Consider the following 11,173-nt stretch of genomic DNA (forward strand, 5'->3'; position numbering starts at 1 on the left):
CACCGCCACCACAGCCGACAGGAGAGAAGCAATGACCCTCGAAGAGCACACCGGCGCCATTGAGGCCGCTATCAAGGCAGCCGCGGACGACGGCTTCCACCTGGACGACGGTAACGGAAACCCGCCGTGTCGGATGGAGTTGAACGAGGTCACGCCCGACGGCGACCCCGTGACCTGGCTGGAGATCAGTCTTCCGACCAATCCGCTCTGGTGAACCGCTAGTCGACTAGCGCAAGTCCCACACGCACGGCCTCAGCCCCCGGTTGCTTCGGCGCCGGGGGCTGAGTGCGTGGGGAACCAACTGAGGAGGAGACATGAAGGTACGCGCTGGGCTCTCCGTGGCGGGCTACATCGCCGGCGTGGTCGTGACGAACGTTGTGACGGCGTCGTTCGGGCTCTGGCCCATGGGCTTCGGCCTGATGGCGACGGCGGGGACGATGTTCGCCGGAGCGTCGTTCGTGCTGCGTGACGCCGTGCAGGAGACGGCTGGTCGGAAGGTGGCCCTGACGGCACTGGCCGTCGCGTGCGCCATATCAGCGTTCATGGCGTCGCCGGCGCTGGCGTTCGCGTCCGTTTTGGCCTTCGGGCTGGCGGAGTTGCTCGACATGGGCGTCTACACGAAGCTGCGGAAGCAGGGATGGGTGCGCGCGGCTGCAGCGTCGAACGCTGTGGGCACCGCCGTCGACACCTTCGTCTTCCTGACGGTCGCAGGGTTCCCGGTGACGGTCGCACTCGTCGTGGGACAGCTTGTTGGTAAGGCGTGGGCGACGGTGGGTGTCGTCGGGACGGTACTCGCCGTGCGGGCCTGGAAGCGGCGTGGATGAAGTTCTACCTCGGCACGCACATGCCGTCATGGCTGAAGAAGAGAGCGGTCACCGTGCCGCTCTTCGTCAGCCATCGACGGCTCGGAACGCTCGTCAAGCTTCCGCGCGCCGTGACGGACTGGGCTCTCGACTCTGGGGGCTTCACGGAGCTGTCCATGCACGGGACGTGGACGGTATCCCCGACGGAGTACGTCGCGGCCGTCCGTCGATACCGCGATGAGATAGGGCGAATGGACTGGGCGGCTCCCCAAGATTGGATGTGTGAGCCGTGGATCGTGGAGAAGACAGGGCTCTCAGTGCTGGAGCACCAACAGCGGACGGTCCACAACTTCATGGAGTTGCGGGCACTGGCATCGGACGTGTGCTTCGCTCCGGTGCTGCAGGGCTGGAGCCTTGACGACTACCGGCGCTGTCTAGACCTGTACGCGGACGCCGGTGTCGACCTGACAACCTTCGAGACGGTAGGTATCGGCTCAGTCTGTCGACGTCAGGCGACGAGCGAGATAGGCGAGATTGTCCGCGCCATGCACGCGGAGGGGATACGGCTGCACGGATTCGGCGTGAAGTCCGTGGGGCTCCGGAAGTACGCGCAGTATCTGACGTCCGCGGACTCTATGGCGTGGTCCTTCCGCGGGCGCCATGTCCCTGGATGCACTGACACCCACAAGACGGAGGCCAATTGCCTCCCGTTCGCGCTGTCCTGGCGGGAGCGCGCCCTTGCACTGGCTGCGTGAGGCACTCATAGAGGAGAGACCATGATTCGTGGCGGAACCACCATCCACACGGCCGACGGCTCGACTGTGACCGTCCGCCGTCGCGGCATCGAATACGACCTGGAGACCGTCAACGCGAAGGGGGAAACGATCGCGACTGTCGTCATGTCGGAGGACGACCTGGCTGCGCTCTACACGGAGATGGGGGAGTACGTGGACTGGGAGGAAGCGGCGTGACGCAGATCGACGCCGGCGAACGGTCGGCCGCGGAACGCGCACTGGATCGCGGAGACATCTTCCGCGCGGCTCACGCACTCGTGAGTGGGCTGAAGTGGGGAGACGAGGGTTTCAGCGTCTACGACGTGCTGCAGGTGGCGCGCTTCCTGGAGCTGGGGGAGAGCGAGTGAGCGGCATGGTCCGGAAGTCCCGGGAGCTCCGGTGGATGTGCTGGTGCTGCTCGATGGACCGCTACCCGGGCAAGGTCGCACGGCGCATGGTCAAGCGCACCGCGAAGAGGCGTGAAGAGCGCCGTTGGATCCGTGAGGCACAAGAGGAGATGAGCTGATGGCGAAGGTAAAGAGCGTCGGCGTCGTCGAAGTTGAGCTGACGGTGGCGGAGCTGGAGCTCATCCGGCGCGCGTTGGCGGTGGTTCCCAACTCCGACGAGTACATGTACTCCGACGCTGCGCGTCAGCTCCTGGCAGACCTGGGGGAGGTGCACGCATGAGCATGGCCCAACTCGTCGCAGCCGGGGCGCCGGAGCTGCCGGAGGGGTGGTTCTACCGCGTGAGAGAGGACCGATTTGGGTGGCCGGAGGTGGAGATTCGAGAGCAGCGCAAGCGCTTCGGATCAAGGCAACTCACCTACGCCCTTGTGCGCTTCGAAGAGCACGAAAACGGAGAGGCGGCCGTCGTTGCTGCGTGCGTCAAGGCATGCGCGCGGCTCCAGGAAGACGACGAGCACCGACGCAAGATGCGCGGGGCGTTGAGTTTCATCGGCGACCACGACCCGAGGGAGAAGTGATGTTCGGTGCCCCGCAGCCTCCGAGTCCGGAGGATCTGAAAGCGCAAGTATCGCTAGCCATGCTGACCATGGTCGGCGCACTGGAGCCCATCTACGACACCGCCGACGGCATGCGGCGTGACCTGGAGTCGCGCGGTTGGTCACCCACGATGGCGGAGCAGGCAGCCGGTACGTGGCTCTGCACGACGCTGGCGTCAATCGCGAGTGGCGGTGGCAGCCGATGAGCACCGCGAAGGACGCGCGCGGCGTGGACATCGTGGAGGGGGCGACGTGCATCTACGGCGCCCCCGTCGGCCGTTCGATCGCGCTCGTGGAGGGCGTCATCGACGGCTTCACCGCGTCGGGGCGCGTGTGGGTCAAGGTCGTCCGGAGGGCGTACGGCGGATCGGCCTCGTGGGGAACTCCCCGTGATCGGGTGCACGTCGGCTCTGACCGGCTCGTCGTCGTTGACGCGCTGCCGGAATGCGTCCTCCCGACGGATGCAGAAGAGGCCGCGGAAGCGCGGAAACAGCGGGTCGACAGGTACCGGGCGAGCATTGCAGACCTGGAAGCCGGGGGAGACGTACCGCACTATCTGGGGTCGCGAGACGAAGCGCTGGAGTTCTACCGGGAGCTCCTGGCAGAGCTGGAGGCAGCGTGACCCTAGCCAACACCCGCCGCGTCACCCTGGCGGACTTGATCGACCGCGAGTTTGAGCGCGCCCACCCGAACGGGAAGGACACGCTCCTATGCGTGGGCCTCTGCCGTCGCCGGAAGGACCGGTTGGATTTCCGCGAACTGCCGACCCACGGCCGCGCGGCCTCGTGCAAGTCCTGTGAGGGCGACACCTGGCGCCTGTCACAGCGCGAGCGGACGTACTGGGAGCTGGAGCAGGCGCGGCAGAAGCTGCGGATGTACCAGCGGTTCGCACAGCGGCTGAAGTTGGAGCGGCTCGACAGTCTCCCGGTGCGCTTCGTGCTCAGCATGGACCACCCGACGTCTGGCGACGTGTTCCGCGCCTACGAGCGGCCGTACGCAGACGCCCTGGAGCTCCACCGACAGAGATGGGCCTCCGTCTTCTCAGAGGCGCTCAGTAAGGCACACACGGACATTGAGGAGGAGAGATGGCAGTAACCACACCACGTCCCGGTGACTTCGCCCTGACGAAGATCCGCGGCATCACTGGCAAGGCAATCGCTGCCGGCCAGGCACTTGTAGGCGACGCGTCGCCGGTACAGCACGCGATGGTCTACGTCGGGGACGGTGAGATCGTCCAGGCCATGCCCGGCGGGGCGGAGTTGATCCGGCTGGAGGACGCGAGCCCCGTTGTCCAGTGGTCGACGGGGCACTTCGACCTGACGCGGGAGCAGCGCGCACGCATCGCAGCAAATGCGATTTGGCTGGTCGGCACCCCGTACAGCTACCTGGACTACATCTCCATCGCGCTTGCCCACTACCGCGTTCGGCCGGTGTGGGTACGTGAGTACATAGCGGACTCAGGTCACCTGATCTGCTCGCAGCTCGTCGACGAGGCGTACCTCCGCGCCGGCGTGCACCTTTTCGACGACGGCCGACTCCCGGGAGATGTAACACCGGGGGATCTGTGGAAGCTGCTGAAGGCAACGCCGAAGGTGGACGAGCGGGCAGCGGAGGTGAGCCTCCATGGCTGACTGGGCTGCGATGGTGGAAAGCCGGGACGCGGAGATCGAGCGTCTAAAGGCGGAGCTAGCCACATCGAAGCGTGACGCCGACCTCGGGTGGGAGCACGCGGAGAAGGCCGACGAGGACACGCGGGAGTGGGCGGAGCTGTGTAAGGAGTACATGGCTTACTCCCGTCGGCTCCTGCGGTACCGCCTGGCCTGGCTCTCCGCTCGTCGACGTGCCGCGGACGAAGCGAACTTCGGCATGGAAGCCCTGGCGCTCCGGGATGCGGAGATCAAGCGCATGAAGGCGGAGCGGGCAACGCTGCTAAGCATCCGAGAGGGCGAAGCCCGCGCCACGACTACGCCCACAACCCTGCCGACCCATGGCCTTGCCACTGCAGCGGCCTCCGCAAGTCGACTAGCGGACCCCGACTGCAGTGCGTCGGCACGGAGGAGGACGGCGGCACCGTGTGGCAGCTGGCCGACGGCGCCCCGGAAATTCGCTGAAAGTCGCGCGTCACATCTGGCGGCTACCCCCACATAACTAAGGCAGCGGACGACGCGATCGTCCGACACGCACACGCCACCTACGAGAGGCACTCATACATGGCGAACAACCTGAAGCGAATTTGGGACACCGACCCCGACTCGAAGCCCCGTGAGCGGCAGTTCAGTGAGGACTTCGTGGGCCGCTTCCGCTCTGGCCGTCTGGTCGGGAAGCAGCCGGAGGCGCTGAACGAGTGGCGCGTCACCAGCGGAGACCCTGTCGTCGCCGACAAGATCGCGGAACTGTTCGGTGGTGCCGCGGAGGAGTGGGACACCGACAAGGAGGACAACCTCGAAGTCCTCACCGACGCTGCGTCGGTGGAGATCATCATCGAGTCGTCGGACAAGATCGACGCGTCGATGAAGCTCTTCGGCATGCAGGGTCTCGCGCACCACTGTGACGGCGTCGAGTACCTCAGCCCCGACGAGGACAAGGGCACCCCGTGCGGTTGCCCTCCGCTCCTGCAGGACCGGAAGGACAAGGCACGCGCGGGGCGTGGGCCGAAGCCGTCCATCGACGTGGTGTTCAAGCTGGCGCAGGCGCCGGAGCTGGGGCTGTTCCGCTTCAACTCCGGATCGTGGGAGCTCGTCAAGGTGCTTCACACCGTGATCGCCGACGTCGACGGCTACGACGGCCCGGTCCGCGCGGCGCTCTCGATCGAGAACGTCAGCTACACGACCAAGGCAGGCCGTGACGTCTCGTACAACAAGCCGGTGATCAAGGTTCTCGGCGCGGCCGAAGCCGCTCAGCCGGCGGACCTGGCGAAGGCTGCCTGACCCACAACGAAGTAGCGCCCGCTCCTCCCGAATTGCGGTCGGGAGGGGCGGGCGTACTCACGAGTCTACGCACACAAGAGGAGAGAAGACATGCCGCTCTACAAGGTGAGCCGCACGGACAGAGTCGACTACGACGAGTTTGACGCGGTGGTCGTCCGCGCGAGCAACGAGACCGCTGCACTTGAAGTTGCGCTAGTGCAACCCGCAGGCGACGAGGTGGCCTCGTGGAACGTGGGACGGCCGATGCGCGGCTTCATGGCTGACGGCTCCAACGCCACCGTAGAGCGCGTGGTGGAGGACGGCCCGACGGAGATCGTTCTCGGCTCCTTCAACGCGGGGTGACGCGCTATGCCGATCCTCGAACTCTGCGCCGGTTACGGCGGACTAGGAATCGCGGTCGAAGCACTGACGGGTGACAAAGTCACCGTTGTCGCAGAAGTGCACGGAGCGGCATGCAAGGTCATGGCACACCGCTTCCCCGACGCCCCGAACATTGGCGACGTCCGGTATCAGAACTGGGGCGCGCTGCTGGACGAGGGCATCGACAAACTCACGGCGGGATTCCCCTGCCAGGACATCAGCAACGCTGGCAAGCGGGAGGGAATCAAGGGTGAGCGCTCCGGGATCTGGTTCAACATCGCTGAGGGGATACGGATTCTTCGACCCCGATACGTCTTCCTGGAGAACGTGGGAGCACTCCGAAATCGGGGACAAAGCGCAGTGCTCACATCGCTTCACGAGATCGGGTATGACGCAGCGTGGACGGCTCTTCGAGCTTCCGACATTGGGGCTCCGCACCATCGGGACCGCTGGTTCTGCGTTGCCACACCTTCCGTCTCCGACGGTAAGTGACGCCACCCGCGGACCCGACTTCGCCAAGCGGGACCGGGAGGGATCCGGCGGAGACGACCTCGTAACGGCGCTCGCGCGCCTCTTCCCGCGGGAGAAGGCAGAGAAGCTCTTCAAGACGCCGACGGCGAACCTGGCGAGCAACGGCAGCGCACAGCACCCCGACAAGAGAAAGGCTGGCGGCCATGGGCCGACGTTGGAAGACGAAGTTGTCTTTCTCCTGGACGTCGACCCGGACGACGTGGCCGACGACGGACCGCACTCCCCCGCGGAGTGGTGGGGCCCGTTCGCGACGTGCGTGTATCGGTGGGAGATCTTCATGGGGCGTCAGGCGCCCATACCGCTGATGCGCGGCCCACGGGGCGGCTTGAAGCTGGCCCCGAAGTTCTGCGAATGGATGATGGGCCTGCCCGGCGGGTGGGTTACCGATGTCCCGGATCTCACGCGCGAAGAGCAGATCGGCCGTATCGGCAACGGGGTTTGCCCGCAGCAAGCACACCACGCGTTCCGCTTCCTCAGGGAGCAGATGAACAAGCCACTCACGGAGCACACGGAGGAGAGCAATGGGCAAGGCCCGACTGACTGACTTCACTGGCGCGGAGATCCGCGTCGGCTCCCTGATCGCGTACCCGACGCGACAGGGCAACGTCGTACGAAACAGCGAAGCCGTCGTCCTGGAGACGAAGAGCGACAAGAGCACGGGACGTGTTGTCCCCATGCTGAAGGTCAAGCCGACGGGGCGTGACTCCGGCTTCATCGCGCGCAAGACGCTGACGGAGCAGACCGTCAGCGCGGAACACGTCGTCGTCATCGGCGACACGGGGGAGGCGAAGTGACGGAGTTCAAGGTCGGCGACCGCGCGACCCATCACACGTACGGAGAGGTGGAGATCACCTACGGCCCGTTCCGCGGTGGCTTCTACCCGGTGGCGTTCCTCGGGCGGACAGCGAGCGGCGTGGAGCGGATCGTCAGGACGGAGTCACTGACGCTGGTGCCGAAGTTCGCCGTCGGCGACGATGTGGAGTACACCAACGGTTGTTCCATCCTCGGGACTCTGGTCGCTGGCCCCTTCACGTCGGAGCACCACGACGAGCCCATCTGGGTCATGGAGAAGGCCAACGGGACGCACATGACGCCGACGGAGAACGTCCTCCGGAGGCCGGAGGACGCGAAGACCTTCGTCTATGGGGGCGTCTCGTACGAGATGGGCGCTGTCTACCGCGACCGCGAAGGCGACCACTTCGACTTCAAGGCAGAGCGCAGCGGTCCCGGAACGCCCGACGGTCAGAACGACGGGACTCCGCAGGGCCGGTACCGCGGGCCCTACGCCGACAGCAAGCCGAACGGCTGGGCGTGGAGCCTGGGAGAGGTCGTCGGGCACCACGGCCCATTGACGAAGGTCGACGTCTAACCCGCCCAACCCTCAGCCCCCGGTGACTTCGGTCCCGGGGGCTTTCGGCGTAGGAGGAGAGGAGGAATCCATGACCGTTGCAGAGCTCATCCGGCGTCTGAGGGACGTCGACCAGGAGCGTGAAGTGAAGATATCCCGCTACGACGGCGACGTCTTCTTTCAGAGCGAAGTCCTGTCCGTCGAAGGCGGCAAGGGCGTCGCCCATGAGCTGGTCTGGCTGCAGTCTCGATGACGCCGCGCCAGATCCAGAAGCCGAAGCAGCCGGTGCCGCAGAAGCCCGCGCCGATCGACACACGGACGCCGTCGGGCAAGCCGCTGCCGTACTGAGGAGGAGAGATGAGCGGCTTCCTCGTCATCGACGACGCCAACGCCCCCGCCCTTGGCGACGTCCGCGACGCCGGCCAGGGGGATTGCATCTACATCCGCCCTGCAGCGACGAGCCGCCGCGACTTCCCGAAGTACTGGGAGGCCGTCGGTATCGCACTCGTTCGCGGGGCGCTCGTGCACGTGATGAACCGAGAGGAGAAGTAGTGGCCGTAAACGTCAGCCTGAACACCCCGGAGGTGTGGCGCTCCGTCGTCACGTATCAGAACCGGAAGCGCAACCCGGAGGCTACGTGGGAGAACAAGCTCCCTCCATACCTGGACGAGTGGGACGAGGAGCTTCACGCCGACGTCCGCGGCCCGTACACCGACGAAACTGCCGCGCGGGTCCAGGCTGGTCGCGACGCGAGCGAGCGCGCTCGTGCGTGGGCGTGGGCACCCGGGAACGAACGCGTGAAGACGAGCCGCGTCGTCTCCGTCACCGCGGAGCGCTCGTCCCTCGCGTGGCAGGAGTGCGGCCGTCGCGATCCAGACACGAAGAAGTGGGAGGCCGTCTGATGGCGAACACCGTGAAGGACTCATTCGGCGTGGAGATCGAAGAGGGGGACTACATCCTTTCGGCCTCCACCACCCACGGACGCGTGAAGGTGGGGCGCGCCTACCAAGGGCGGAACGGGATGCTCATGCGCATTGAGATCTCCGCTCAGTACGGGCGCCAGGAAGCCGAGCACCCGAAGAGCGGGCAACTCGGTTACAACGTCGTCGTCCTACGCAAGGCCGACGGCACCGTTCCCGAACACGTGACGGGGGTGACCGAGTGACAGCGATGGACGAGCGTTGCGCCCCGTACCGCGCGAAGCTCAACCCCGCCCCGTTCGCCACGATCGTCCCGAGCCGCACCCCGGAAGTGAAGTACCACGCCGGCCTAGGCCGCGCGAAGGCTGCCGTGGGCTACTCAAACGGCTACTGGGACGAGGAGGCACGGCGCACTGTCTACGCCGCACGCGGAGGCGAGATCTACGAGCGCACCTCCGACGGCTGGGAGCTGTTGTACCGGGTGGAGCGCGGGACACCTGACGACGAACTGCCGTGGAGGGTTGAGAAGTGAGCTACATCGAGGTCTTCAAGTACGACGGCGACGCGGAGGAGTACCGGGACGACGAGCCGGAGTCTGTGGGCGAACGCGCGGAACGGTCAAAGAGCTTCACGGACGGGGAGGAGTTGGACGCCGCATCGTATGTCGTCGACCTGCTCTCGCGCGGTGTGCACTTCGACGTGCGACACACGCGGTTCTGAGGAGGGGCTTTGCTCGCAGCAAGTGCAGTCGGCGCAGCCGCCCCGGTCGTGTACCTCGTGGCTGTAGTCATCGGCGTCGTGTGGTTCGTCTGGGCGAACCGCAAGTAGGGGGAGAGATGTTCCGAGTAGTACAGACGAAAGAGGCCTTCCGCTACCCGGAGGGCAAGGTCTGGGGCCCATACGTCGAAGAGCTGGACGCGCAGGAGCGCTTGGCCTTACTGCGGGAGTTCAAGGGGGACGGCGTCATCGAGAACGGCGAGTTCGGCACACCGTGCAGGATGCGCCTCGTCGACGCCGGCGGACCTGGAGGGGTACTGGTCGATGTGTGACGCAGATCACATGAAATGTGTCGTAAGGATTTCAACAACTCCCGCTCTCACTCGGTATGGACGCAACCGAAGGAGCAACCGTGACCGTTCCTGAGCAGCGCACAGCGCGAGCCGAAGAAGCCACGACGACGCTGACAGACATCGTGGCCCGACTCGCCAACAACCCGACGACGGAGCAGATCCGGGCCGCACTCCGGCACCACGAGATGCACGTACGCGCAAAGGTGGGGCGGGAGTCGGGCGACCGCCTGACGTTCAGCGGACGCTCGTGGGTAGTGGAGGACGAGCCCCGCGCCGTCGACTACGAGGAGAGCAGTGTTCTCTTCGAGGTCTGGGTGAAAAGACCAGAGGACGGCCCATGAAGCAACCGATCGAAGAGGGCTACCAACGCGTCTGGCCGATGCCCGACACAGAACCTGTCGTGATGGACAAGCCGCGCTGCCTGTACGCCTCGTGGCCGTGGCTGACGGAGGACTTCATACGGGAGGTGGCGGCCGATGGCTAACCCCTCGAAGGCCAAAGGCACAGCGTGGGAGTCCCTGTGGACCGCCTACATCCGCGAGCACCACAACCCCGCCGCACACCGGAACGTGCAGATGGGCGCGAAGGACATCGGCGACGTCTCCGGCTACTACCTCCACGCCGCGGAGCTGAAGGCGGAGAAGACGATCACGCTCTCGGACTACATCGCGCAGGCGAACCGGGAGGCGATCCACGCCAGCCAGCCGTTCGGGTGTGCCGTGGTGAAGCGGCGCATGAAGGGCGTGGCTGACGGCTACGTCGTCCGCGACGTCGCGACGGACGTGCGCCTCCTGAACCGGCTCCGGGACATGGAGGTAGCGCTCCAGACAGCGTTGCCAACGACTTACGCACTCATCGACGCGCAGCACCGGGGGGCAGCGTGAAGCAAGCAGTCATCGAGTTCTCAGGGACGCTCACGGTCTACCCGGACGGTGACGAGTTCGATGGTCAGGAGATGACCCTCGAACAAGCCCGGGGATGGGTGTCACATGCCCTGGCGCACGGTGACAAGCACGCGTGGAACTACTACGCGTCGGCCGGCGCGCAGTCCGTCACCTACGAGGACTACGACGAAGACGAGTAGCGCGAGCCGACTCACGCGAGTCACCAACACAAGGGGCGTCCTTCGGGGCGCCCCTTCCGCATGCACGAGAGGGGAGACGTCATGGGGAGCCGGTTCGATCCATACGGCGACGAGCTGTGGAATTGCTGGTGCCCGCTATGTATGGCGTTGGCCAGTGCCCATGCGCGCCACATACCGAGCGCTCTGGACGCCGCCTCCGACGACCTGTTCAAGGCGCTAGAGGCTGGCACCCACACTCACGAGGGACCGCGCGTGTCACTGACCAGATGGGACCCGACGAAGTATCGGGACGACGGCTGGAAGATGCGTGAGGGACTCGGGGTCGGCATTACCCCGGGCGGAGTTACCGGCAGCGT

Annotated in this window: 30 protein-coding genes; all 30 read left to right on the forward strand. The window is 65.8% G+C overall.

Going from position 1 to position 11,173, the window contains the following annotated elements; all coding sequences use genetic code 11:
* Positions 1 to 31: 31 nt before the first annotated feature.
* The 30 genes from ACQEVG_RS32780 (at position 32) to ACQEVG_RS32925 (ending at position 10,817) form a co-directional block, all read left to right on the forward strand.
* Positions 32 to 214, forward strand: coding sequence for a hypothetical protein (locus ACQEVG_RS32780; protein ID WP_432990564.1), 183 nt, complete (start codon positions 32 to 34; stop codon positions 212 to 214).
* 100 nt (positions 215 to 314) lie between these two features.
* Positions 315 to 824 carry a VUT family protein gene (locus ACQEVG_RS32785; protein ID WP_432990566.1) on the forward strand — a complete coding sequence of 170 codons (510 nt, stop codon included), beginning with the start codon at positions 315 to 317 and terminating at the stop codon, positions 822 to 824.
* Positions 821 to 1,558, forward strand: coding sequence for a DUF7221 family queuine tRNA-ribosyltransferase-like protein (locus ACQEVG_RS32790; protein WP_432990568.1), 738 nt, complete (start codon positions 821 to 823; stop codon positions 1,556 to 1,558). The genes ACQEVG_RS32785 and ACQEVG_RS32790 overlap by 4 nt, the downstream gene beginning before the upstream one ends.
* Before the next feature lie 21 nt (positions 1,559 to 1,579).
* On the forward strand, positions 1,580 to 1,774 hold the full coding sequence (locus tag ACQEVG_RS32795) for a hypothetical protein (RefSeq protein WP_432990570.1): 195 nt from the start codon (positions 1,580 to 1,582) through the stop codon (positions 1,772 to 1,774).
* The gene (locus tag ACQEVG_RS32800; protein ID WP_432990572.1) at positions 1,771 to 1,944 is read left to right on the forward strand and encodes a hypothetical protein; all 174 of its coding nucleotides are present in this window, start codon (positions 1,771 to 1,773) and stop codon (positions 1,942 to 1,944) included. Before ACQEVG_RS32795 ends, ACQEVG_RS32800 begins: the two co-directional genes overlap by 4 nt.
* Positions 1,941 to 2,102 (forward strand): hypothetical protein, encoded by a 162-nt coding sequence (locus ACQEVG_RS32805; protein ID WP_432990574.1) that lies wholly within the window; start codon positions 1,941 to 1,943, stop codon positions 2,100 to 2,102. The genes ACQEVG_RS32800 and ACQEVG_RS32805 overlap by 4 nt, the downstream gene beginning before the upstream one ends.
* Positions 2,102 to 2,263, forward strand: a complete 162-nt coding sequence (locus ACQEVG_RS32810; RefSeq protein ID WP_432990576.1) for a hypothetical protein — start codon at positions 2,102 to 2,104, stop codon at positions 2,261 to 2,263. Before ACQEVG_RS32805 ends, ACQEVG_RS32810 begins: the two co-directional genes overlap by 1 nt.
* Complete coding sequence (locus ACQEVG_RS32815) at positions 2,260 to 2,559, forward strand: hypothetical protein (protein ID WP_432990578.1); 300 nt, start codon at positions 2,260 to 2,262, stop codon at positions 2,557 to 2,559. Before ACQEVG_RS32810 ends, ACQEVG_RS32815 begins: the two co-directional genes overlap by 4 nt.
* Positions 2,560 to 2,618: 59 nt before the next feature.
* Positions 2,619 to 2,783, forward strand: coding sequence for a hypothetical protein (locus tag ACQEVG_RS32820; RefSeq protein ID WP_432990580.1), 165 nt, complete (start codon positions 2,619 to 2,621; stop codon positions 2,781 to 2,783).
* Entirely contained in the window at positions 2,780 to 3,199 is a 420-nt protein-coding gene (locus ACQEVG_RS32825) for a hypothetical protein (protein ID WP_432990582.1), read from the forward strand. The genes ACQEVG_RS32820 and ACQEVG_RS32825 overlap by 4 nt, the downstream gene beginning before the upstream one ends.
* A gap of 35 nt (positions 3,200 to 3,234) precedes the next feature.
* Positions 3,235 to 3,672 (forward strand): hypothetical protein, encoded by a 438-nt coding sequence (locus tag ACQEVG_RS32830; protein WP_432990584.1) that lies wholly within the window; start codon positions 3,235 to 3,237, stop codon positions 3,670 to 3,672.
* Entirely contained in the window at positions 3,663 to 4,208 is a 546-nt protein-coding gene (locus ACQEVG_RS32835; RefSeq protein WP_432990586.1) for a hypothetical protein, read from the forward strand. Before ACQEVG_RS32830 ends, ACQEVG_RS32835 begins: the two co-directional genes overlap by 10 nt.
* Positions 4,201 to 4,725: a hypothetical protein gene (locus ACQEVG_RS32840; RefSeq protein ID WP_432990588.1), complete on the forward strand. Its 525-nt coding sequence runs from the start codon at positions 4,201 to 4,203 to the stop codon at positions 4,723 to 4,725. The genes ACQEVG_RS32835 and ACQEVG_RS32840 overlap by 8 nt, the downstream gene beginning before the upstream one ends.
* Before the next feature lie 62 nt (positions 4,726 to 4,787).
* Positions 4,788 to 5,504 (forward strand): hypothetical protein, encoded by a 717-nt coding sequence (locus ACQEVG_RS32845; RefSeq protein ID WP_432990590.1) that lies wholly within the window; start codon positions 4,788 to 4,790, stop codon positions 5,502 to 5,504.
* Positions 5,505 to 5,594: 90 nt separating this feature from the next.
* Positions 5,595 to 5,846, forward strand: coding sequence for a hypothetical protein (locus ACQEVG_RS32850; RefSeq protein ID WP_432990592.1), 252 nt, complete (start codon positions 5,595 to 5,597; stop codon positions 5,844 to 5,846).
* Positions 5,847 to 5,852: 6 nt separating this feature from the next.
* Entirely contained in the window at positions 5,853 to 6,356 is a 504-nt protein-coding gene (locus ACQEVG_RS32855) for a DNA cytosine methyltransferase (RefSeq protein ID WP_432990594.1), read from the forward strand.
* Positions 6,325 to 6,939 carry a DNA (cytosine-5-)-methyltransferase gene (locus tag ACQEVG_RS32860; protein ID WP_432990596.1) on the forward strand — a complete coding sequence of 205 codons (615 nt, stop codon included), beginning with the start codon at positions 6,325 to 6,327 and terminating at the stop codon, positions 6,937 to 6,939. The genes ACQEVG_RS32855 and ACQEVG_RS32860 overlap by 32 nt, the downstream gene beginning before the upstream one ends.
* Positions 6,917 to 7,189: a hypothetical protein gene (locus ACQEVG_RS32865; RefSeq protein ID WP_432990598.1), complete on the forward strand. Its 273-nt coding sequence runs from the start codon at positions 6,917 to 6,919 to the stop codon at positions 7,187 to 7,189. The genes ACQEVG_RS32860 and ACQEVG_RS32865 overlap by 23 nt, the downstream gene beginning before the upstream one ends.
* Complete coding sequence (locus tag ACQEVG_RS32870; protein ID WP_432990600.1) at positions 7,186 to 7,764, forward strand: phiSA1p31-related protein; 579 nt, start codon at positions 7,186 to 7,188, stop codon at positions 7,762 to 7,764. The genes ACQEVG_RS32865 and ACQEVG_RS32870 overlap by 4 nt, the downstream gene beginning before the upstream one ends.
* A 70-nt stretch (positions 7,765 to 7,834) precedes the next feature.
* Positions 7,835 to 7,996: a hypothetical protein gene (locus tag ACQEVG_RS32875; protein WP_432990602.1), complete on the forward strand. Its 162-nt coding sequence runs from the start codon at positions 7,835 to 7,837 to the stop codon at positions 7,994 to 7,996.
* 104 nt (positions 7,997 to 8,100) lie between these two features.
* Complete coding sequence (locus ACQEVG_RS32880; protein ID WP_432990604.1) at positions 8,101 to 8,295, forward strand: hypothetical protein; 195 nt, start codon at positions 8,101 to 8,103, stop codon at positions 8,293 to 8,295.
* On the forward strand, positions 8,295 to 8,645 hold the full coding sequence (locus ACQEVG_RS32885; protein WP_432990606.1) for a hypothetical protein: 351 nt from the start codon (positions 8,295 to 8,297) through the stop codon (positions 8,643 to 8,645). The genes ACQEVG_RS32880 and ACQEVG_RS32885 overlap by 1 nt, the downstream gene beginning before the upstream one ends.
* On the forward strand, positions 8,645 to 8,908 hold the full coding sequence (locus tag ACQEVG_RS32890) for a hypothetical protein (RefSeq protein ID WP_432990608.1): 264 nt from the start codon (positions 8,645 to 8,647) through the stop codon (positions 8,906 to 8,908). Before ACQEVG_RS32885 ends, ACQEVG_RS32890 begins: the two co-directional genes overlap by 1 nt.
* A gap of 5 nt (positions 8,909 to 8,913) precedes the next feature.
* Complete coding sequence (locus tag ACQEVG_RS32895) at positions 8,914 to 9,195, forward strand: hypothetical protein (protein WP_432990610.1); 282 nt, start codon at positions 8,914 to 8,916, stop codon at positions 9,193 to 9,195.
* A complete protein-coding gene (locus ACQEVG_RS32900) occupies positions 9,192 to 9,383 on the forward strand; it encodes a hypothetical protein (protein ID WP_432990612.1) in 192 nt (63 codons plus the stop codon). The genes ACQEVG_RS32895 and ACQEVG_RS32900 overlap by 4 nt, the downstream gene beginning before the upstream one ends.
* Before the next feature lie 116 nt (positions 9,384 to 9,499).
* Entirely contained in the window at positions 9,500 to 9,712 is a 213-nt protein-coding gene (locus ACQEVG_RS32905; protein WP_432990614.1) for a hypothetical protein, read from the forward strand.
* An 80-nt stretch (positions 9,713 to 9,792) separates the two neighbouring features.
* Positions 9,793 to 10,074 (forward strand): hypothetical protein, encoded by a 282-nt coding sequence (locus ACQEVG_RS32910; RefSeq protein WP_432990616.1) that lies wholly within the window; start codon positions 9,793 to 9,795, stop codon positions 10,072 to 10,074.
* Positions 10,071 to 10,217 carry a hypothetical protein gene (locus tag ACQEVG_RS32915; protein WP_432990618.1) on the forward strand — a complete coding sequence of 49 codons (147 nt, stop codon included), beginning with the start codon at positions 10,071 to 10,073 and terminating at the stop codon, positions 10,215 to 10,217. Before ACQEVG_RS32910 ends, ACQEVG_RS32915 begins: the two co-directional genes overlap by 4 nt.
* Positions 10,210 to 10,617 (forward strand): hypothetical protein, encoded by a 408-nt coding sequence (locus ACQEVG_RS32920; RefSeq protein WP_432990620.1) that lies wholly within the window; start codon positions 10,210 to 10,212, stop codon positions 10,615 to 10,617. The genes ACQEVG_RS32915 and ACQEVG_RS32920 overlap by 8 nt, the downstream gene beginning before the upstream one ends.
* Complete coding sequence (locus ACQEVG_RS32925) at positions 10,614 to 10,817, forward strand: hypothetical protein (RefSeq protein ID WP_432990622.1); 204 nt, start codon at positions 10,614 to 10,616, stop codon at positions 10,815 to 10,817. The genes ACQEVG_RS32920 and ACQEVG_RS32925 overlap by 4 nt, the downstream gene beginning before the upstream one ends.
* Positions 10,818 to 11,173 lie beyond the last annotated feature (356 nt).

The organism is Streptomyces sp. CA-135486 (assembly GCF_050936555.1).
Taxonomy (GTDB): domain Bacteria; phylum Actinomycetota; class Actinomycetes; order Streptomycetales; family Streptomycetaceae; genus Streptomyces.